Annotated in this window: 17 protein-coding genes; 2 read left to right on the forward strand and 15 right to left on the reverse strand. The window is 37.3% G+C overall.

Features of this window, described 5'->3' with window-relative positions; translation table 11 throughout:
- Window positions 1-84: 84 nt before the first annotated feature.
- From PCY08_RS08325 to PCY08_RS08390, 14 genes are all read right to left on the reverse strand, one after another.
- Window positions 85-987: a glycosyltransferase family 2 protein gene (locus PCY08_RS08325; RefSeq protein ID WP_223140550.1), complete on the reverse strand. Its 903-nt coding sequence runs from the start codon at window positions 985-987 to the stop codon at window positions 85-87.
- A gap of 7 nt (window positions 988-994) precedes the next feature.
- Window positions 995-2,239: a polymerase gene (locus PCY08_RS08330; protein WP_223140549.1), complete on the reverse strand. Its 1,245-nt coding sequence runs from the start codon at window positions 2,237-2,239 to the stop codon at window positions 995-997.
- An 18-nt stretch (window positions 2,240-2,257) separates the two neighbouring features.
- On the reverse strand, window positions 2,258-3,355 hold the full coding sequence (locus PCY08_RS08335) for a glycosyltransferase (RefSeq protein ID WP_301560039.1): 1,098 nt from the start codon (window positions 3,353-3,355) through the stop codon (window positions 2,258-2,260).
- A 9-nt stretch (window positions 3,356-3,364) separates the two neighbouring features.
- Window positions 3,365-4,246, reverse strand: coding sequence for a glycosyltransferase (locus tag PCY08_RS08340; RefSeq protein WP_049530530.1), 882 nt, complete (start codon window positions 4,244-4,246; stop codon window positions 3,365-3,367).
- A 1-nt stretch (window position 4,247) separates the two neighbouring features.
- The gene (locus PCY08_RS08345) at window positions 4,248-5,072 is read right to left on the reverse strand and encodes a phosphorylcholine transferase LicD (protein ID WP_301560040.1); all 825 of its coding nucleotides are present in this window, start codon (window positions 5,070-5,072) and stop codon (window positions 4,248-4,250) included.
- Window positions 5,069-5,812 carry a WecB/TagA/CpsF family glycosyltransferase gene (locus tag PCY08_RS08350; protein ID WP_301560041.1) on the reverse strand — a complete coding sequence of 248 codons (744 nt, stop codon included), beginning with the start codon at window positions 5,810-5,812 and terminating at the stop codon, window positions 5,069-5,071. Before PCY08_RS08350 ends, PCY08_RS08345 begins: the two co-directional genes overlap by 4 nt.
- 3 nt (window positions 5,813-5,815) lie before the next feature.
- A complete protein-coding gene (locus tag PCY08_RS08355; protein ID WP_301560042.1) occupies window positions 5,816-7,186 on the reverse strand; it encodes a sugar transferase in 1,371 nt (456 codons plus the stop codon).
- Window positions 7,187-7,207: 21 nt separating this feature from the next.
- Window positions 7,208-7,891 (reverse strand): tyrosine-protein kinase, encoded by a 684-nt coding sequence (locus tag PCY08_RS08360; protein WP_301560043.1) that lies wholly within the window; start codon window positions 7,889-7,891, stop codon window positions 7,208-7,210.
- Between the two features lie 10 nt (window positions 7,892-7,901).
- Complete coding sequence (locus PCY08_RS08365) at window positions 7,902-8,594, reverse strand: Wzz/FepE/Etk N-terminal domain-containing protein (RefSeq protein ID WP_301560044.1); 693 nt, start codon at window positions 8,592-8,594, stop codon at window positions 7,902-7,904.
- Window positions 8,595-8,602: 8 nt separating this feature from the next.
- On the reverse strand, window positions 8,603-9,334 hold the full coding sequence (cps4B, locus tag PCY08_RS08370; protein WP_049510356.1) for a capsular polysaccharide biosynthesis protein Cps4B: 732 nt from the start codon (window positions 9,332-9,334) through the stop codon (window positions 8,603-8,605).
- 1 nt (window position 9,335) lies between these two features.
- Window positions 9,336-10,781: an LCP family protein gene (locus tag PCY08_RS08375; RefSeq protein WP_301560045.1), complete on the reverse strand. Its 1,446-nt coding sequence runs from the start codon at window positions 10,779-10,781 to the stop codon at window positions 9,336-9,338.
- Window positions 10,782-11,180: 399 nt separating this feature from the next.
- Window positions 11,181-13,139, reverse strand: a complete 1,959-nt coding sequence (locus PCY08_RS08380; RefSeq protein ID WP_223140541.1) for a peptide ABC transporter substrate-binding protein — start codon at window positions 13,137-13,139, stop codon at window positions 11,181-11,183.
- A 158-nt stretch (window positions 13,140-13,297) separates the two neighbouring features.
- Window positions 13,298-15,265: a peptide ABC transporter substrate-binding protein gene (locus tag PCY08_RS08385; RefSeq protein WP_045762829.1), complete on the reverse strand. Its 1,968-nt coding sequence runs from the start codon at window positions 15,263-15,265 to the stop codon at window positions 13,298-13,300.
- A 169-nt stretch (window positions 15,266-15,434) separates the two neighbouring features.
- On the reverse strand, window positions 15,435-17,045 hold the full coding sequence (locus PCY08_RS08390; RefSeq protein ID WP_301560046.1) for an alpha-glucosidase: 1,611 nt from the start codon (window positions 17,043-17,045) through the stop codon (window positions 15,435-15,437).
- A 150-nt stretch (window positions 17,046-17,195) separates the two neighbouring features.
- On the opposite strand from PCY08_RS08390, the gene PCY08_RS08395 reads away from it, so the two are divergent.
- Window positions 17,196-18,680 carry a DUF1846 domain-containing protein gene (locus PCY08_RS08395; RefSeq protein ID WP_045762827.1) on the forward strand — a complete coding sequence of 495 codons (1,485 nt, stop codon included), beginning with the start codon at window positions 17,196-17,198 and terminating at the stop codon, window positions 18,678-18,680.
- Window positions 18,681-18,855: 175 nt separating this feature from the next.
- Window positions 18,856-19,131: a hypothetical protein gene (locus PCY08_RS08400; RefSeq protein ID WP_045762826.1), complete on the forward strand. Its 276-nt coding sequence runs from the start codon at window positions 18,856-18,858 to the stop codon at window positions 19,129-19,131.
- Between the two features lie 216 nt (window positions 19,132-19,347).
- On the opposite strand, the gene glmS is transcribed toward PCY08_RS08400, so the two are convergent.
- Complete coding sequence (gene glmS / locus PCY08_RS08405) at window positions 19,348-21,156, reverse strand: glutamine--fructose-6-phosphate transaminase (isomerizing) (RefSeq protein WP_045762825.1); 1,809 nt, start codon at window positions 21,154-21,156, stop codon at window positions 19,348-19,350.
- Window positions 21,157-22,074: the final 918 nt, after the last annotated feature.

Raw genomic sequence — 22,074 nt, forward strand, 5'->3', positions numbered from 1 at the left:
TTTAAAATTATGATCCTATAATGACCACTCTATTTGCTTATTTAATCTAATTATCTTGGTACATCTACAGTTATAAGTAGTAACTCATTCGTTTATGAAAATAAATGGGTAGGATGGATCAATTCTATTAAACACACCATCTAAGTATGATTTATACTTTCTTTTAGAACAATCCCTTCTCGAGAAACAATGATAAAGTTGTTGCATGAATAAATAGATCAAGAAAACAGTATACCTTAGTTTACTATTTACATTTCTACGAACAAATACAACTCTATTTCTCGCCATTAAATATTCTTGAAGTCCATTGACCGCTTTTATAGAGACCGAACCTTTATGATAAACATAACTTTGAGTAAGACATATATTCTTATAGCCTAATTTTTTAGCTCTATAACACCATTCTGTTTCTTCATAAAATAGAAAATAGCTTTCAGGTATATATCCAATAATTTTCAAGATAGAGGTTTTAAACATCAAACATGCTCCCCCAATATAGTCACTTTCGATTTTAGAAGGAAGTTTGTCTCTCTGAGCACCATGATTTTTTAAAGTTACAATTCCTCTATTAATAAAAATATCACCACCTGTAGATTGTACCAAGTTATTATTTTTATATTCAACTAACACTGGACTAACAAAAGCAACAGAGGAATCATCTTCTAGTTCTCGTTTACACGATTCCAAAAAATCAACTTCAATTAGTGTATCGTTGTTTAATATACAAATGTAATCATATCCATTATCCTCAGCATACTTTATTCCAATATTGTTTCCATTCGCATATCCTCTATTTTCTAAACTAGTAATAATCTTAATAGGGGATAGCGCCCTAGATAACTCTTTGACACTATCATTAACCGAATTATTATCTACAATCACGATGTCATACTCATTTGAATTTATAGTACTTCTCAAACTTTGTACACATTCAATCGTATCTTCATAATTATTATAATTGAGAATAACTATACATACTTTATCCATTATACACCTAATTTTCTATGTCATTTTTTAGCCTATAGTCATAGTAGAATATTAATGCAAGAACAATTGCCAATGAGAAACTTCTCTGCGCTCCAAAGATATTTAAAGAAATTGAAGTAATTATTAAATTAGTTAAGAGTGCAATAAAAAAGGCTCGGTCAACTCTATATTTATCATTTGACATTCTTAGAATTAAATTAATTATCTTATAAAATATATAACCATACATAAAAATTGCAGCTACACCAAATTGAACGAATAACTCTAAAAAACCTAAATCATCTAGATACATCTTAACGGCACCTGGTCCAGCCAAAATAAAATTACTATTTATGTTGCTTGATGTTAGAATTCCAACCCCAAGTTTCCATACATCATTAGCTAATAAACCAAGATAGTATTTCAACTCCCAGTATCTAAATCCTAACCCCATATCAAATGATCCAGTGTCGATATTTAAATATGCTTTAATATAATCCAATCCACCTCCATAAACGAATACTATAATTACAGTTATAAAACTTAAAGAGGTGAGCAATCTAGAAGTTCTTCTAGAATATACAAACATGAGAAAAATTGAAATCAAAACAGAAACCAGTAGCATCCTTGTCTGATTTACAAATGTTATATACATTAATATCGAGAATAAATAATAAAAGTATTTCCTATTTCCAAATTTAAAATAGAAAAAAGTGGAGATTAACAAACCTATTATAATTAATGGTGTTCCATCTATTCGTACAGAAAATTCATTTCGATACCACAAATCTCCGAATTCTCTTAAAATAGATGGAAATAGTTCAAATTGAAATACTGTATATAAAAACCATGTGAATGCTCTAATCCCAAGAGAAAACATAAAAATATTGAGTGTATTATCTAAAATTTTTCTCATGTTTTCTTGTTTGTTCTTAAAAAGGTAAATCAATACAAAAAATAGAAAAATCCATATATATTGTCGGGATGCCAAAAAAATATTACTCACACTATAATTATAAAGAGTTTTAGCTCTTGATATCTCGTATATAATACATATAGATAAAAAAGTACCATAGATAAAAGCTGATTTAGAAATTCTTTTAGCATTAACAATCAGTATAGGAATCATTAAAAATAAGAGTGCAATAGATAAAATAGTTAATAAGTTTCTGTGCCAATATAAGTTGAGGGAAAACATAAGAAACATTCCCACTGATAGCATCACTGTAAAATAGTATAGAATCTCTATAAATTCAAACTTCTGTCTCTTCATTCATCTCTCCACAAAAAATTACAACTGATGAATCAGCTGATGAATCATCTCCGCTCTTTTTTCCCAAGTATTACTTTTCAAAAAATCTTCTCTAGCTATACTGTCATATTTCAAATTATTATTTTCAATCAATTGCACCAGATTCATTTGGTAATCTGAATAATTTGAATACATGTATACAAATGGTTCAAATCTCAGAATTTCCTTATAACATACCGTAAGTATATTTTTGTTAAAGTTAATATATTCATATAACTTAACCGGATCCACTGCTTCAACAATATCATTAATTTGAAACGGCATAATAAGAACATCTGCATTCTCAATATACTGATAAATCTTCTCGTGTGGTACACTTCCTAAATAATGAATTCTATCATGTTCAGGAATAACAGCTTTGCTAATCGGACCAATCAACTTATATTCAATATTATCAAAATCTTCTAAACTTCGTAAAATGATATCAAAATCAAACCAATGACTGATAGTTCCAACATATGCAAGTACAAGCTTTTGGTTATTCTTTTTATGCTGAGTAGGAATGCTTAAGATTTTACCATTATAACCATTTCTAACCACCACTATTTTATCAACCTGTTCTTCCAAATTATAATCAGAAATAATATTTTCTCTTAATTTCTCACTCGAAACTAAGATTAAATTAGCTCTATTGACCAGTTTTTCTTCTAAATCCTTTAATCGCTGGCGTTCTTCTCTATCTTCTATAAAAGCCACATGATAATCCATACAATCATATATTATTTTTTGTTCTGAATTGTCTACAAGAGATGCAAACTGCATTGGATTTGTCAAATATACATATTCTGGTTTAAAAGCCTTAACTTTTCTTCGAATATTCCAAGCAACAATTTTATCATTCAGTTGCTTTAGTTTAGGTGATCTATTAACAAAAGGTAAGGCATAAATACGTGATATATTTGTAATGTTAGTATTTCTATCCTCAGTCAATCCTTTTCTATTATACCAATAGCGATACAGAACTAGTATCTCATAAAAATTAGATAAGCTTTCTGCAATAAATTGTGGACGCTGTTTTATCCAATTCCAATCAACATTTGTCACATATAAAATTTTTTTCATCATTTTTTTATTCATTTTTAATAATTACCGACTAATTTTATTTTTCTCCATTAAAGTTAAAAAATAACTAGTGGATTCAAAGTTGCATTTGTTTGAAAACAAAGTTTTTTCTACTAAGTTTGTATAAACCTGATTAGTTGCAACATTTTGATGGTGCAATACCTTAATCTTCGGTGTGTAAATTCTCTTGTATCCTTTTAATTCAGCTTCATAATCTAATATCTCTGTTTCATAGTAGAAGAAGGTGTTAGGGTTAAAAGCATACTCCTCTTTTTCGATAAAATCTCTCGAATATACAATAAACGAACCATGAAGAATTGGATTTTCTACCTGTTTTCTATAGTCTACTGATCCTTTTTTACGTCTATTTTGATAAATTGCTGTTCGAAGAGCTTTACTAGCTTTCAACCAACATTTGATTTTTAAAGCTAGACTAACTTGGCTCCCTTTTTTAAATTTTTCATTTAGAGCTTTAACTTCTTCATAAGTATAATGTGTCAACCGTTTTGGGTTTTGGTGAAGTTGGTAAGTAGTCGAGAAGATATCTGGCCCGAGCAAATGGAATTTCTCCTCACTATAGATATCTGTCACGATTTTTTCAAAATCTTCTGTTTCTATCTCAATATCGTTATTCATGATAACCATGAAATCGGGGTTATACTTTTCCTTAGCAAATTGATAAGCTACATTATTTCCACGAGCAAAACCAGCATTTTCATGGTTAATCAAAACATCAATTTCTGAATCTGATTCATAAAGCTCTTGTAGTTTTTCACCAGTACCATTATTAGAGAAATTATCAATAATAACGATTTGCTTTGCATTAGAATTGCCTTCTTTTATAGATTTAACACAAGAAATAGTTTCTTCTAAGACTTTGTAATGCAAAATAATATAACAAAACAAATTAGTGTCCTCCTAAATGCGATTTCTTTTCATCATCACTAGGCTCTTCGTGAAGATAGTTTTCTCCGTAAAGTCTTTTAAGGTAGCGGTCATACTCCGTTGGAACTTTAAAAAAGGTATCCTCAAAAGGCTTCTCTACTCCTTCTCCCCAAATCTCTACCGGCATAACTTCTTTAGCAAATAAAGAAGCATTGATAGTCCCAGCATACTGCTGCTTTTTCCAATCATACTTTTTATAGAGATTATCTAAACGTCTGTATACAGAATTTTGAGGAAATAGTTTTGCAAATCCTAGTTTTTTAAAGAAACCAATAATTAGTTTTTGCTTAGCGGAATGCATATCCACATGGTCGCCAACATAGGTTGTTCCTAAACTTGCTAAAAAACGATACCAGTATACTTTACCAAAGTAAAGCTTTCTTAAAAACGAATGATTTGGGGCACCGTCCAAAGGAATGATATCAATCAAATGCAATCCTAAATTTGTATTTCGTGGCAAGCCCAAACGTTTTCTTTCATTTTCCAAAAGGAATAGGCGAGGAAAGTAGCAATGCAAAGTGTCGCAATATTGATAAGCAAGAACCTGATATTTGCCTGCGATAATTCTATCCTTAAAAATTTCCGGAAGTCTATCGTAGCCTTCACGAGGTACTGCGATATCCATATCGTCATCCCATGGAATAAAGCCGTCGTATTTGACTGCCCCAAGTACACTACCTCCACGGAGGAAAAAGTCTATATTATTCTCTTTACAAATTTTTTGAAACTCTTTTATAGCATCTAATTCAACTTGCTGAATCAATTTTACCATTTCTGCTTGGTTCAATATTTTACACCTCTTTTTGCTTTTAAAACTTTTCCTATGAATGAAACATTCCCTACAAAATAACGCTTAAAGAGGCGTTTAGGCTCATTTGCTACACGAAACAACCACTCAAGGTTTAACTTTTGCATCCATAGAGGTGCTCGTTGGATATGACCAGACAAGACATCAAAACTACCACCAACTCCCATAAATACCGAATTGACACCGTTATCCATAAATTTTTGAATAATATATTCTTTTTTAGGAGACGTAATGCCAACAAACACAAAATCAGGGTTCTTTTCACGAATATCTTCTTGAATATCTTGCTCATCATCTGCAGAAAAATAACCATTTCTGTATCCAACAACTATCAAATTAGGATAATCATTCTTAAATGCTTTGAGCATATCTTGCAAAACCTCTTCTTTTGCTCCAAAAAAGTATACTGAATATCCTTTGTTATTCGATAACTCTAAAAGAGATTGCATCAAATCAATCCCTGCTACTCGTTCAGGAACAGGTGTTCCTAAAAACTTACTTGCAAGAACAACGGAAGCGCCGTCGGCATTTATGATTCCTGAGTCATTAACAATTTTTTTGATTTTCTCATCTGTATGGCACTGATTAATTTTATCAGCATTAACTCCCATTAAGTGTAATGCTCTTTTCCCCAGTACGTATCGTTCAACAGCATCCACTGTTTCCCTCATCGTAAGAGGATCAATGTTAATACCTAAAACTTTGATTCTATTTGTCATCCCTTACTTCGCTCCATCTCTCATCAATACAACTTTTACAGTTTTTAGCAATATTTCAAAATCTTTCCAGATGGTCCAATCATCGATATAAGCCACATCCAGTTTCACGACTTCATCGAAGTTTGTAATTTCACTTCGACCACTAATTTGCCACAGACCTGTAATACCAGGTTTGAAACTGAGACGACGTTTTTGTTCAGGTGTGTATTTTTCGTACTCATCTACAGTTGGTGGGCGTGTACCGACCAGACTCATGTCTCCAATTAAAACATTCCAAAATTGTGGTAATTCATCCAGGCTGGTTTTTCGGATAAATTGTCCGATCTTAGTCACTCGAGGATCGTTATCGATTTTAAACATACCACCTTGCATGGTATTTTGATCCATCAACTGCTCCTTGATAGCTTCTGCATCGACTCGCATCGAGCGGAATTTATAAAAGGTAAAGTGACGACCATTTTTTCCGACACGAGTTTGTGAAAAGATTGCAGGTCCGCCATCTTTACGAATCATGGGAACTAGAAATAGACTAGCAATTCCACAAAGGATCAACCCAACGATAGCACCACAAATGTCAAGGATGCGTTTAGCAATCACATGGCTCGGATTGTAAAAATTTGTAGAAAATGTCACTACGTTCAAGCCCGCCATCTCATGGATTTGTTTATCACGACCTAAGTTTTTGTCGAAAGCATTGAGATTGACTGTGACAGCGATTCCCATGGTTTCAAACTGAGAAATAAGAGCTCCAATGTCGTAGTCTTCACTTGGAAGATTGACAAAGACTTCATCCACTACCTCGTGCGTTGCATAAGAGATCAACTGTTCCCTCGGAACAACCGTCACCTTTTCATGAGTAAAGTCTGGCATGTCTAAAACACTGACTGCAACCAGTTTCCCTTGAACATCGTTAGCGGTTAACAAACGGTCCAACACTTTTTCAGTACGTGATGTCGCTGTGATCAACAAAATATTACGACTGCTCTTCAAATTATGGTTAAAGGTTTTCCAATAACGCTTCAAAAAGAAACAGAGGAGATAATTCAAAACACCATACAAAGAAAGTAAATAGAGCATCCCTCGTCTAGAAATCACAAATTTTTCTTTTAAGAAGAAACTTGAAAAACTAATCAACAAGGCATAAAAGAGGATGTATTTAATCGTTTCTACTAACTCAACATACTGGCCTCGTTTGAAAAAATCTTTACCATAATCACTAATGTAGAAGGCTGCAAAGTGAAGAAAAAATAAGACGAATACTGTATTTGGAACAATATCAGTTTCTGAAATTGCAATCAGTATATAAGCTAATACACTAACAAGTATACTCTGTAAGAATGCCAGAGTTACATTGTAGAAAACCCTTCCTTCCATACTGGACTCCTTAACTTCATTTTATCTTTTTTCATAATTGCCATAGCCACCATAAGAACCATATTTTTCACGTTGAACATCAATTTTATTCAAAACTACACCTAGAAATGGTTTCCCAGTGTGTTCTAACTGACTTTTAGCTTTTTGCACTTCTCTTCGTTTTGCTACACCAGCTTCTGCTACTAAAACAGATGCATCACATTTTTGTACAATAATGGCTGCATCAATTACAACCCCTATAGGTGCAGTATCGACGATAATATAGTCAAAATATTTGCGTAAAGTCTCAATCATTTTTTCAAAGTTGGCGCTTTGTAAGAGAGCCGTTGGATTCGGTGAAACTGCTCCTGATTGAACTACAAATAAATTTTCAACGTCTGTTTCACAGAGACCATGTGACAAATCCTGAGTCCCAGCTAGATAATCTGTCAAACCAGTGATTTTTTCTCTTGACTTGAATACTCCAGACATGACTGAATTTCGGATGTCGGCATCAATCAATAGCGTTTTGTAGCCTGCACGCGCAAAAGCCCAAGCGATATTTGTAGAAGTTGTAGATTTTCCTTCACTCGGATCGACTGATGTAACTGCAATAACCTTTAAGTTATTCCCACTCAGTTGTATATTTGTACGTAAAGCATTGTAATACTCTTCCGCCTTTTTTAAAGAGTTCAGTTTTTGTTGTGCTAATTCTAACTTTACCATATGTTCTCCCTTACTTTAATTTATCCAGGTCTGGAATGACTCCAAGGAGTGAGATTTTCATAACGTCTTCGATATCTTCTGGACGTCTAACACGGTCGTCTAGAAGTTCAACCAATAGAACCACGACAATCACCAAGCCTGCACCAGCACCGATTCCCATTAAGGTATTGCGACGGATATTTGGTGATGACGGACCAGTAGCTGGACGGGCCTCCTCCAGAGTCGTTACGTCCGAAACTCGAGTAACTGCGATAATTTTTTGTGCTGCAACGTCTCGCAGTGCATTTGCAATACGACTAGCTTCGTCAGGTTTATGATCACTAACTGAAATAGATACGATACGTGTATCTGCAGGGACCGTTACTTGAACCTTTTTAGCCAATGCTTTTGCATTAACGTTCAAGCCAAGATCAGCAACTACTTTCTCTAGGACATCTTGGGATAGAATGATTTCACGATAGTCCTTGACCAAGTAGGCCCCTGCTTGTAAGTCCTGATTTGTTAGTCCTGCTTTATCGTTTTGATTTCGATTAACCACATAGATTCGCGTTGTACTTCTATACTCAGGTTTGACCACAAAACTACTATACGCAAAGGAAGCAGCTCCTGCTACGATGGCTACAAGAAGGATTAGCAGTTTCTTTTTCCATAGCGCCTTTAATAACTGAATAACGTTGATTTCAATAGTATCTTGTTCTTTCATTTTAACTCCTATATTATTTGATCTTTAATGACTTTTTCGGGATTTTTCACGAATAGTTCCCGAGCCTTATCTTGGCCATACCTTTTACTCACTATCTCATAAGCCTCTCGCATATAAGGTGGACGACTCTCTAGATTATGCATATCACTAGCAACTATATGAACCAAGTCCCTCTCCAAAAAATAGCGAGCACGCTTTTTCATGAATTTATAGGTGTCGCCAAACAGTTTTGGTTTGAGGACACTTGAACTATTGACCTGGGTATAACATCCCATGTTGATGAGGTCGTGCACCCTTTTTTCATTATTTTCCAAAGCATCATAACGTTCTATATGGGCAATAACAGGGGTTATTCCCAACATCAAAATATTGGTCAATGCGCTATGGATTTCACGATAAGGGGTATTCATACTAAATTCTATCAAGGCATAGCGAGTGCCATTTAATTGAGGAATCTGTTGATTCTCTAATTTGTTTAAAGCATCACTGCTGTAATAGATTTCTGCTCCATACAAGATGGTTAAGTCGGGAGCAATTTCTTTAGCCAATTCCTTGACAACTTTAAAATTTCTTGCAATGTCCTCTTCTGGTGTTTCAAACATCCCCTTCCGACGATGAGAAGTCGAAACGATGGTACGAACTCCCTGAGCATAAGCTTCTCTCAGAAGCGCTATACTCTCTGCCTTATTCTTCGGACCATCATCTACATCAAAAACTATGTGTGAATGGATGTCAATCATCTTATTTTCCTTCCATGATATCTTTGATTTCTGTTTTGAGTGTCTCTAAGCTATTTGGATCTACCTCTAGCATATAAAGGCTGCTGTCAGGCATGGCATAGGAAGGAAGATCCATACGACCAGTTCCCTTTAGATCTCGAGTGATGACAGTATATTTTCCTCCACTTGCTAGTTGAGCATTTGCTAGGCTAACCATGGTTTCAGGAGGCATATTGGTTTGTACAGAATCTTGCAACCCTTGCATAATACCATCAAAATTCTTCATGGCTTCTGCCGAAGTTAGTTTTTGAATAATGGCAGCAATGACTTTTTGTTGATTACGTCCACGATCTCCATCACCATTAGTTAAGGAGTAACGTTCACGAACAAAACCTAGAGCCTGCTCAGAGTTTAGGTGCACATTTCCAACAGGGAAGTGATAATTCCCATGAAGTGATGTGAAGTCTTGATCATTATAAACATCGACACCACCTAAGAGATCAATCAATTTCAAAAAGGAGGTGAAGTTGAGTCGTGCATAATAATTCAGGTCAATTCCATAGAGATTTTCTAGGGTATGAATGGAAGCATCCACGCCGTAAATACCTGCATGGGTCAATTTATCATTTTGGTTATTACCGCCATCAGCTATAGGCACATAGGCATCACGAGGCGTTGTTGTCAGGAGAATTTTCTTGGTTTCTTGATTAACCGTCATGATGATATTGACATCCGAACGAGAAACGGAGCTAATCGGTCCGTATGTATCAATCCCACTAATATAGATATTAAATGCCTTGTTTTGAGAAACCTTAGGTGCCTCAACAGTCTTGGTTAGTTCTTTGGTATAAATCTTCTTGATCTTTTTGGCATGGTCTGGGTACTCTTGCTCAATCAGATTTTCAAAGACACTGTTCAAAACGATTGCCTTGGTCTCTCCAGCCAGCAAACTCTTATAAGCCGCAAGATAGGAAGCACTTTCTTCAACCGTTAAGTCTTTACTCTGACTTGTCTTAATATCATCGAGCAGTTTTTTAATATTTTCGGCATCTGTTTTGGTTGGAGCCGTCACACTGGATAATTCCGAAACATTTCCAATCTCACTATCCGCCAAAACTGCAACACTGATAGAGTAACTAGAATAGTTAGATGTCGCATTGAGTTGATTTGCTAGGCTGATAAATTGATGAACTCCAATCAAAGAAATGGAACTGACAAATACCGACACCAAGAGTAAAATCATGGTGAAGATCTTAGCTTTTCTTTTTAGAATCAAAAGCAAGGCTATTAGCGCAAGCAGGATCATAACAATCGCTATAAGGACATTTGCATAGCTAATTGCTAAAATATGATATCTGAATATTAAAAACAGCAAAAAACAAGCAAGCACTATATATACAAACAACAAAATAATATTGATGCTTTGTTGAAACTTGCTCGTTTTGCTTCCTTTTGAATGTCTACTCAACTTACACCTCTACAAAGTATTTTTCATTTTCATTATATCACAAAGTATTGCTGGATACCATCAACACATGTTAAGTAACCGTTTTTATTCACCTTAAAAACATGAATAGTAAATTCCAATGATAAAATGGCTAAAATGTCGCTTGAAAGAGGTATCTAATCTAAAAAAGACGGGGTTATAAACTGTTAAATCAAACCTCGACTTCCTAGTTCCAAATCTACGATGTTTTAACAATCGACTGGGTTATCAAATATTGTAAGTAAGGAATACAAGATTTTCCCCCAAAAAAGATTTCTAGAATCCAAAAAATTAACAAAAAAATCCAACCAGCTGTCACATCGAAAACTTATCGCTAATAAAAAGTAAGGCTGGGATGTTTGTCCCAACCTCTTCTTATACTTATTTCACGTGACTTTCAAAGTCTTTTTGACTCTTCTCGACAGAATTTTTACGTTCTTGTTCCCATTTAGCCTTCGCTTCAGCAAATTGAGAGCTTGTAACAACATCTGTCTGTAATCTCATGTACTTGTAGTTGCTTCCAGTTCCTTTGATACCAACTAGTGAGTAAGCACGTGTAAATGGTGTCACGCGTGTCACCGAAGCTCCACCACCGTTTGACACAACTGGGATTAGAAGGGAACTATCAATCAACCAAGCTTGTGCATCTGCGTAGTTTTCATAGCGTTTCGCTACGTCTGTATTTTCTGCATCTGCTGTTTTTAATTTTTGAGTAAATTGGTCCAAACCTAGACTAGTAATCTTATTTGCATCCTTGCTTGGATCAAGTCCCAAAATCTTGAGATAGAATCCATCTTCAGCGTTGAAAGGATTGAGGTAAGTTGAAGGATCTTGATAGTCAGCTGACCATCCATCCAAATTCAAATCATAGTCGTGATCTGCAGGAGTTGGTGCTTGAACTGTTGCGTTTGTATAATCATCCGTCGATAATTGGATAACGTCAACCACTACATTTTCAGAACCAAGTGTTGATTCAATTGATTGTTTGATTGAGTTTGTTCCAGAAAGCAAGGTCTTGTTAACCTGGTCTACAGGCAAGTCCAAATGAATTGGGAAGCTCACACCTTGGGCTTCTAATTCTTTTTTAGCTTCAGCAAACTTGGCTTGTGCTTTTTCTTTATTGAAATAACCGTCTTGAGCATCTTCAAGATTCATATTCGACCATTGTGTACCATAGTTGACCAATTTTGAAGCAACTGTTTCACCAAAAGTCTTGTCTCCAACTTGTACGAAAGTTGGTGGTACAAGCGAGTTACGAAGGGTGTTCTTAGCTGCTTCTTCACCATTTGATTGAGCTGAGTAGGCTGTACGATCAATGGCGAAGTTAATTGCCTGACGGAAGTTTTTATTCAAAACTGCAGCTTGAGTTGCTTGTTTTTGTTCATCGCTTGTTTTTGCAGTATGGCTATAAGCACCACGATTAACGTTAAAGTTATAGTACCAAGATGTTGCATCTTGCAAGCTATAAACGATATTGTCCTTGTATTTTTCCTTTGTCTTAGCAAAGTTTGAGCTATTTGGATAAACACCTGCAGATGAGTAAGCACCACTTTCAAAGTTACGAATTGTCAAGTCTTGGTCTGAACCATCAAAGTAGGCCAATTTTACCTTTTCAATCGTTACTTTTTCTTGGTCATAGTAATGTGGGTTTTTCACATATTCGATAGAAGACTTAGATGTAAAATCTTTTAACAAATATGGTCCGCTATAAAGAATGCTATCTGGTTTCAGGGTTCCGAAGTCTTTACCTTTAGAAGCAAGGAATTCTTCGTTTACAGGGAATAAGATACTGTTGGTTGTTTTTGAGTTCCAGAATGGCTCTGGACGAGTCAAGGTATATTGGACAGTATAGTCATCTAAGGCTTTGACACCAACATTTGAGAAGTCAGTATTTGCACCTGTTACATAATCATCCAAGCCCTTGATAGAGTTCTGAATCAAGTCCAAAGCTTGTCCCTTGTTGTCAGCAGCATACTTGATACCAGTTACAAAGTCTTGTGCTTTAAGGGGAGCGTATTCTTCACCGTCAGCTGTAAACCACTTGGCATCTTGGCGAAGTTTGTAGGTATAAGTTAAACCATCCTTAGAAACACTCCAATCTTCTGCAAGGGCAGGAATGAGGTTTCCGTAGTTATCATTTTCAAGCAAACCATCAATCAAGTTGGTTACAATAGCAGTGTTATCACCAGCGTAGTCCAAGAGATAGTTGAAGGTTGTTGGATCTGCACCAAAGGTAGACGAGTATGTCTTGCCGTCTGATGCTGACTGGCCACATGCTGTCAATAGGACCGCAGCAGCAAGTGTCAACCCCGCTCCAATCAAACGTTTTTTAAGTTTCATGTTTTATTTCTCCTCGTATGTTAGGTTTTGTAACATGGTTATATTTTAACAAATTTTGTCCAAAAAGTAAAGTTATATACTGATTTGACCTCTCATTGAAAATCAAAAAATAAAGAAATCCCGCTTCAAAACAGGATTTCTTTATTCATTACAAAAGACTATTTAACGTGATTTGCTAGTTCTTTTTGGTATTTGGCATTTGTTTCGATTTTCTCTTTTTGCCATTTCTTGAGAGCTTCTTCGTATTCTTTAGCTGTTACAATATCGTTTTGCAATTCTAAACCTTTAAATACAAATGGATCTCCCTTGATACCAACTTGAGAGTAAGCTTTTGTGAATGGCACTGTACGGCTAACTGTCGGAGAACCACCTGAAGAAGCTACAGGGATAAGAAGTGAGCTATCTGAAACCCAAGCTTGTGCTTTGGCATATTTTTCATAGCGTTTGTTAAGATCGCTTGTTTCTGATGCTGCATCATCCAAGAGTTTCTTGTACTCATCAAGTCCAACTTGAGCCATAACTTCTGGATCTTTACCTTTTGTGATACCCAAGTGTTTAAGAGCAGAACCCTTCTTAGCATCTAAGATATTGAGGTAGGTTGCTGGGTCTTGATAGTCTGGTCCCCATCCAGTTCCGTTCAAGTCATAGTCTTTTTGAGAAGGCACTTTGGCTTGAGATGTGATACTCATTTTCTCATTGTCAGTCATTTGAAGTACATCGATGACAACATTCTCACTTCCAAGTGCTGCTTCGACAGACTGTTTGAGAGAGTTGGTTTGCTGTACAGCAATGACATCAGTCTGCTCAACTGGAATATCCAAATGGATTGGGAAGGTTACACCTTTAGCTTGCAATTCTGATTTTGCTTTTTCAAAAGCAGCTTTTGCTTTTGTCGGATTGTAAAGGGTATCTTTACCATCTGTCAAAGCTACATCCTTCCACTGGTCTCCGTATGTTACCAATTGTTCTTGAGCCAATTCACCGAAGGTCTTTTCACCAACTTGGACATAGTCATAAGGCACAAGGCTGGTACGGATAATCTTGTCTGCACCTTCTTCGCCATTCATCTGTGCAGAGTAGGCATGACGGTCTAGAGCGAAGTTGATAGCTTGACGGAAGTTTTTATTGAGAAGCGCTTCTTTAGTTGAAGTTTTTTGGGCATCATCTGTCTTAGCTGTTTTATTGTAAGACTGACGATTTACGTTGAAAGTAAAGTAATAGCTAGTTGCTTCTTGAGGACTATAAACGATCTTATCGCCGTATTCTTTCTTAGTTGAATCAAAGCTTGAACTAGTTGGGAAAAGACGAGCTGTCGTATATGAGCCTGACGCAAAGCTACGAATCAATGATTCTTGGTCAGAACCGTCGTAGAAAGTCAGCTTGACGTGGTCAATCTTCACATTGTCTTTATCCCAGTAGTTTGGATTCTTTTCGTACTCGATCACGGATTTTGAAGTGAAGTTCTTCAAAATATATGGACCATTGTAGAGAATACCTGAAGGAGCTGCCGCACCGTAATCTTTTCCTTGAGAATTTAAGAATTCTTCATTAACAGGGAGCATAGTCGCTGTTGTCACCTTAGAATTCCAGAAGCTTTCTGGTTGGTTCAAGGTGTATTGAACAGTGTAGTCGTCAATTGCTTTAACTCCAACTGTTGAGAAGTCATTGCTTTCACCACTGACGTATTCTGCCAATCCTTTGATAGAGTCTTGGATAAGAGTTAGGCCATCTGACTTACCATCTGCAGCATGCTTCAAACCTGTCACAAAGTCTTGGGCCTTGACTTCAGCATACTCTTCTCCTTCAGAAGTATACCATTTAACACCTTTACGTAGCTTGTAGGTGTAGGTCAAACCGTCCTGTGAAACAGACCAGTCTTCAGCAAGCGATGGAATCAAGTTTCCATATTTGTCATTTTCCAAGAGTCCGTCGACCAAGTTGGCAATGACGTCTGATGTTGAACTTTTACTAGTAACGCTATAGTCCAATGTTGTTGGATCAATGGCATATACATACGAAAATGTTGTTGGAGCATCTGCTTTTTTTTCAGTCTTACCACAAGCCGCCAAAAGAAGAGCTGCGCTCATCGTTATCCCTGCTACTGCGAGCCACTTTTTCGATTTCATAGATATTCTCCTTTAAAATACTATTTTTCACCATTATACCCTATTTTTATATAAAAGCAAGGGTTTTCAGGTGATTTTTTAGAAAATTCAAACTAATATTTATTAAAGAAGTTTTTACACTTATTTTAGAAAAAAACTCAAGCATCTTTGGACACTTAAGTTTCTGGTTTTAATCAGCTAGTTCGACACAGAAGGCATCCCATGGAGCCAAGGTCTGTGTAGTCAAAACTTCTTCTACTGAGGTATTTTCAATCAAGATAGACTTGACTGACTCTTCTACTGTAAACTCTTGCTGTTGGTTGGACAAATTGGCCACAACTAGGAAACGACGTTCTCCATCCTTACGGATATAAGCAAAGACTTTTTCATCCGTTTCGAGAAGTTCAAAGTCAGCACGAACCAACCAGCTATTTTCTTTACGAAGTTTTACTAATTTTTGATAGGTATAGAAGATAGAATCTGGGTTTGCTAAAGCTTCTTTTACATTTATCTTGGCATAGTTTGGATTTACAGCAAGCCAAGGTTGACTATCTGAGAAACCAGCATTTTTTGTCTCATCCCACTGCATTGGGGTACGGGCATTGTCACGTCCAATCACACGGATACTGTCCATAATTTCTTCTATCGGAACGCCTTTTTCAAGAGCTTCACGCGCATAATTGAGGGATTCAATATCCTCTACTTGATCCAGCGTTTCAAACGGAAAATTGGTCATCCCAATCTCCTCCCCTTGGTAAATATAAGGAGTCCCTCTCATGAGATGAAGCAAGATTGCATACGCTTTAGCAGATTTTTCGCGGTATTCTCGGTCATTTCCCCAGATTGAGACGATACGAGGGAGGTCATGGTTGTTCCAGAAGAGCGAATTCCAGCCGTCCTCAACTCCTAATTCTGTCTGCCATTTGTTGAAAATCTTTTTTAATTTCCCAACATTTAGCTCTTTTTGGTACTGCCACTTAGGTTGTCCTTCCTGATACTGAAGACAGATATGTTCAAACTGGAAGACCATAGACAGTTCTTGTCCTTTTGGATCTGAATAGAGTTTTGCGATTTCTGGTGTCGCTCCCCATGTCTCCCCTACTGTCAAGAGCTCTTTGTCGCCGAAAGTAGCCTGATTCATTTCCTTGAGATAAGGATGGAGCATAGGACCATTGTTGACAATCTTCTGATCAGGTATCTTCCCAATCATGTCAATAACGTCCATACGAAATCCACCGATCCCTTTATCAATCCAGAAATTCATCATTTCATAGATTTTTTGGCGTAGTTCTTCATTTTCCCAGTTAAGGTCTGGTTGTTTCTTACTGAAAAAGTGCAGATAATATTGACCAGCCTTTTCGTCATATTGCCAGGCAGAACCACTGAAAATTGACTCCAATTCGTTAGGTTCATCACGCCAGATATAGTAGTATCGCTCAGGACTATCAGGATTTTCACAAGCTTCGATAAACCAAGCATGCTCATCTGATGTATGATTGACCACCAAATCCATAATGATTCGGATATCTCGTTTTTTAGCCTCAGCAATCAGCTCATCCATATCTTCCATGGTTCCAAAGATAGCCGCGATATCTTGATAATTGGCAATATCATAACCATTGTCATCCATGGGGCTATCATAGACTGGAGAAAGCCAGATCGCTGTGATCCCTAACTTAGCTAGATAGTCTAGCTTACTGGTAATTCCAGGTAAATCACCAATCCCATCTCCATTGCTATCCTTAAAACTTTTTGGATAGACCTGATAAACAACGGCATTGTGCCACCATTTTTCTTGCATCTTTTTTCCCCTTTTAACATTCACTTTATTCCATCATAGACCTTTTCTTAATTTTATGCAAGCGTTTGCTTTAATCTTTTTCCTTATTTCGAACCTCCGTTGTTTCTTATCTTCCATTTTTTTTATATAATAGAGATCAGAGGTAAAAAAATGAAAAAACAAGCTTTTAGTTCTGAACAATACTTAAATCTACAACGCGACCATATCTTGGAGCGCATCAACCAATTTGACGGCAAACTCTACTTGGAGTTTGGTGGCAAAATGTTAGAAGATTTCCACGCTGCTCGTGTCCTTCCTGGATATGAACCTGACAATAAAATCAAGCTCTTGCAAGAGTTGAAGGAGCAAGTTGAGGTTGTTATCGCTATTAACGCTAGCAATATCGAGCACTCAAAAGCTCGTGGAGACTTGGGCATTTCTTATGACCAAGAAGTGCTTCGTTTGATTGATAAATTCAATGAACTCGGTATCTTTGTTGGTTCAGTTGTCATTACTCAATATGCAGGCCAACCGGCAGCTGATGCCTTCCGTAATCAATTAGAGAAAAATGGTATCGACTCTTATCTTCACTACCCTATCAAGGGGTATCCGACAGATATGGATCACATCATTTCTCCTGAAGGTATGGGGAAAAACGACTATATCAAAACTAGTCGTAACTTGATTGTCGTGACTGCTCCTGGGCCTGGTTCAGGTAAGTTGGCAACTTGTATGTCTAACATGTACCACGACCAAATCAATGGTATCAAGTCTGGTTATGCAAAATTTGAAACCTTCCCAGTTTGGAATCTCCCACTTCATCACCCAGTCAACTTGGCTTATGAAGCTGCTACAGCAGACCTAGATGATGTCAACATGATTGACCCATTCCATCTCCAAACTTATGGAGAAACCACAGTCAACTACAACCGCGACATTGAAATTTTCCCTGTTCTTAAGCGTATGCTGGAACGTATCTTGGGTGAGTCTCCTTATGCATCTCCAACTGACATGGGTGTTAATATGGTTGGTTTTGCAATCACTGATAACGACGCTGCCATTGAAGCATCTAAACAGGAAATTATCCGTCGCTACTATCAAACTGTTCTTGATTTCAAGGCTGAAAAAGTCGGTGAAACTGCCGTTAAGAAAATTGAGCTTCTCATGAATGACCTAGGTATCACACCCGCTGATAGAAAGGTTGCTGTTGCCGCACGTCAAAAAGCAGAAGAAACAGGCGGACCTGCTCTCGCTCTTGAATTACCTTCTGGTGAAATCGTTACTGGTAAGAACTCAGAACTCTTTGGTCCAACAGCCGCTGCTTTGATCAATGCAATCAAGAAATCAGCTAACATCGATGCTGAAACAAAATTAATCGAACCAGAAGTGGTGAAACCAATCCAAGGTTTGAAAATCAATCACTTGGGTAGCCGCAATCCCCGACTCCACTCAAATGAAATCCTTATCGCACTTGCAATCACAGCTATGCAGAATCCTGATGCTGACCGCGCCATGAAGGAGCTAGGAAATCTCAAGGGTAGCGAAGCTCATTCTACAATCATCCTGACAGATGAAGATAAAAACGTTCTTCGTAAACTAGGAATCAACGTAACCTTTGATCCTTACTACCAATACGATCGTTTGTATCGCAAATAAAGCATGACAAACTCTCTAAGAATTGGATACTTATCATCCAGCTCTTGGAGTTTTTTATATCTTGCAAGTCTTCCACAAGCATATCTTTCAAAAAGAATTCTCATTTTCATAGAAACTGGGATAACATTTAATTTTAGATTTATTTCTAATGAATCCTTAAAAGGAGTGATACTCAATGAAAATCAAAGAGCAAACTAGGAAACTAGCCGCAGGTTGCTCAAAGCACTGCTTTGAGGTTGTAGATGAAACTGACGAAGTCAGCTCAAAACACTGTTTTGAGGTTGTGGATAGAACTGACGAAGTCAGCTCAAAGCACTGTTTTGAAGTTGTGGATAGAACTGACGAAGTCAGTAACCATACCTACGGCAAGGCGACGTTGACGCGGTTTGAAGAGATTTTCGAAGAGTATGAATCAATCCTCTTCAATCTTGACTTGAACTACCTTGGCTGAGGTCTTGATCCGTTTTCTCTACAATATCAAATTGGTGTAATCAGACTGACTTCGTCACTCTTATCTAGAACCTCAAAGCGATGCTTGGAGACATCTACACAAGAGAACTAGTTTGGTCATTGATTTTCATTAAGTATACAAAAAAGTGAACAAGATAGCATTCTGATTTCCAGAAAACTATTTTGTTCACTTTTGCTTATGATTTAAACTTTGGGTTTATTCTACCGTTACTGACTTAGCAAGGTTACGTGGTTTGTCCACATCAAGTCCACGGTGTAGAGTTGCAAAGTAAGCGACCAATTGTGTTGGTACGACCATTGAGATTGGTGAGAGGTAAGGGTGTACGGTCGTAAGAACGATGTCGTCTGTATCTTTGGCAACATTTTCTTCTGCGATAGTGAGGACCTTAGCGCCACGCGCTGCCACTTCTTGGATATTTCCGCGAGTGTGATTAGCAAGAACCGGATCTGACAAGAGGGCCAATACAGGCGTTCCTTCTTCAATCAAAGCAATCGTTCCGTGCTTGAGCTCTCCAGCCGCAAAACCTTCACATTGGATATAAGAAATCTCTTTGAGTTTGAGACTGGCTTCCATGGCTACATAGTAATCTTGACCACGTCCGATATAAAAGGCGTTACGTGTTGTTTCAAGAAGATCACGAACCTTGCTATCAATCAATTCTTTTTCTGAGAGAGTTGATTCGATAGACTGAGCCACGATAGACAATTCATGAACCAAGTCAAAGGCTTTGGCTTTTTCATTGCCATTTGCTTCACCAACCGCTTTTGCAAGGAAGGCAAGGGCTGCTATTTGGGCTGTATAAGCCTTAGTTGACGCTACGGCAATTTCAGGACCTGCATGAAGCAACATAGTATGGTTGGCTTCACGTGACAGAGTTGAACCTGGAACGTTTGTCACTGTTAAGCTTGGAATTCCCATTTCATTGGCCTTAACCAAAACCTGACGGCTATCAGCTGTTTCACCAGATTGGCTGATAAAGATGAAGAGTGGTTTCTTGCTGAGAAGCGGCATACCATACCCCCACTCAGAGGAGATACCAAGTTCAACCGGCGTATCTGTCAATTCTTCCAACATCTTCTTAGAAGCAAATCCTGCATGGTAAGAAGTCCCAGCTGCGAGAATGTAGATGCGGTCTGCGTCTTGAACAGCCTTGATGATAGCTGGATCTACGACAACTTGACCAGCTTCATCTGTGTAAGCTTGGATCAACTTACGCATCACTGTTGGTTGCTCATCAATTTCTTTGAGCATGTAGTAAGGATAGGTTCCCTTACCGATATCAGATAAGTCAAGCTCGGCAGTATAACTAGCACGCTCACGGCTGTTACCATCATAGTCCTGCACTTCAACGCTATCAGCTTTCACAATTACCAACTCTTGGTCATGGATTTCCATATATTGATTAGTTTCACGAATCATAGCCATAGCATCTGAGCAGACCATGTTGTAACCTTCACCAAGACCAATCAAGAGTGGTGATTTGTTCTTGGCCACGTAGATAACATCTGGATTTTCAGAGTCGATCAAGGCAAAGGCATAAGAACCACGGATGATGTGAAGAGCTTTTTTGAAGGCTTCCAGCACTGACAATCCGTCTTCTTCCGCAAATTTACCAATCAAGTGAACGGCGATTTCAGTATCTGTTTGTCCCTTGAAGTGGTGACCTGCAAGGTAGTCTTCCTTGATTTCAAGGTAGTTTTCAATCACCCCGTTGTGCACCAAGACAAAACGTCCTGTCTCAGAGCGGTGGGGGTGAGCATTGTCTTCTGTTGGTTTCCCGTGAGTCGCCCAACGAGTATGTCCGATACCAGTTGTTCCCTCAACACCAGCAGTTTTAGCAGATAATTCTGCGATACGACCAACCGCCTTCACTAAATGGTTTTCAGCACTACCTAGGACAAAAATCCCCGCAGAATCATAACCACGGTATTCGAGCTTTTCAAGCCCTTGAATCAAAATATCAGTTGCATTTGTGTTTCCAACAACACCAACAATTCCACACATAGTATATACGACACAGGCTAGCTGTGCTTTCCCCTTAAAATTGGTATAGTCTAATTCTCGCTTTTCAGAATCAGCAGAAACAGTATATACTTGTTTCTTTCACTTGTCAAGAACAAAAATTGGTATAGCCTAATTCTACTGATCCCACATGCTAAAAATCTATCATATTTCGCCTAAAGCAAGTATTTAAAAAGGGCTCTATCGCCCTTAATAACTACTATTTTGTAGCAAGCTTGTCTGCTTCTACTACTTCTTGAAAAGTTTTTTGATAATTCACTTTAATCGTCATTGTCATGTGAGAGTCCTCGTTTCTTTTTGATGAACCTAGTATAAAACTCCTTCCTAAAACATAGCTTATATTTTCCTTAGAAAAAACTAAAAGTAACTTGTGACTCAATGAAAACGAAAGAGCAAACTAGAAAGCTAGTCACAGCTTTCTCAAAGCACTGCTTTCAGTTTACCAGATAGACTAAGACCTCGTTTGGAACGATGTTTAAGGTTATACATTCAATGAATAATTTATCAGAATCCCTTACCTGAGAATACACACACAAAAAGAGCTGTACCGCTCTTTTACTTAGTATTTAGGAGAAGGTGCTTGCTCCTGTTGAAACGTTTTTTGGTAATTTACTTTAATTGTCATTGTCATGTGAGAGTCCTCGTTTCTTTTTGATGACTCTAGTATAGGCAATAACCCTAAAAGCAAGCTTAAGATTTTCTTAGAGAAAGCTTATACTCAATGAAAATCAAAGAGCAAACTAGGAAGCTAGCCGCAGGTTGCTCAAAACACCGTTTTGAGGTTGTGGATAGAACTGACGAAGTTAGCTCAAAACACTGTTTTGAGGTTGTAGATGGAACTGACGTAGTCAGTATCCTACATATACGGCAAGGCGACGTTGACGTGGTTTGAAGAGATTT

The sequence above is a fragment of the Streptococcus sp. SO4 genome, assembly GCF_030440055.1.
Taxonomy (GTDB): domain Bacteria; phylum Bacillota; class Bacilli; order Lactobacillales; family Streptococcaceae; genus Streptococcus; species Streptococcus nidrosiense.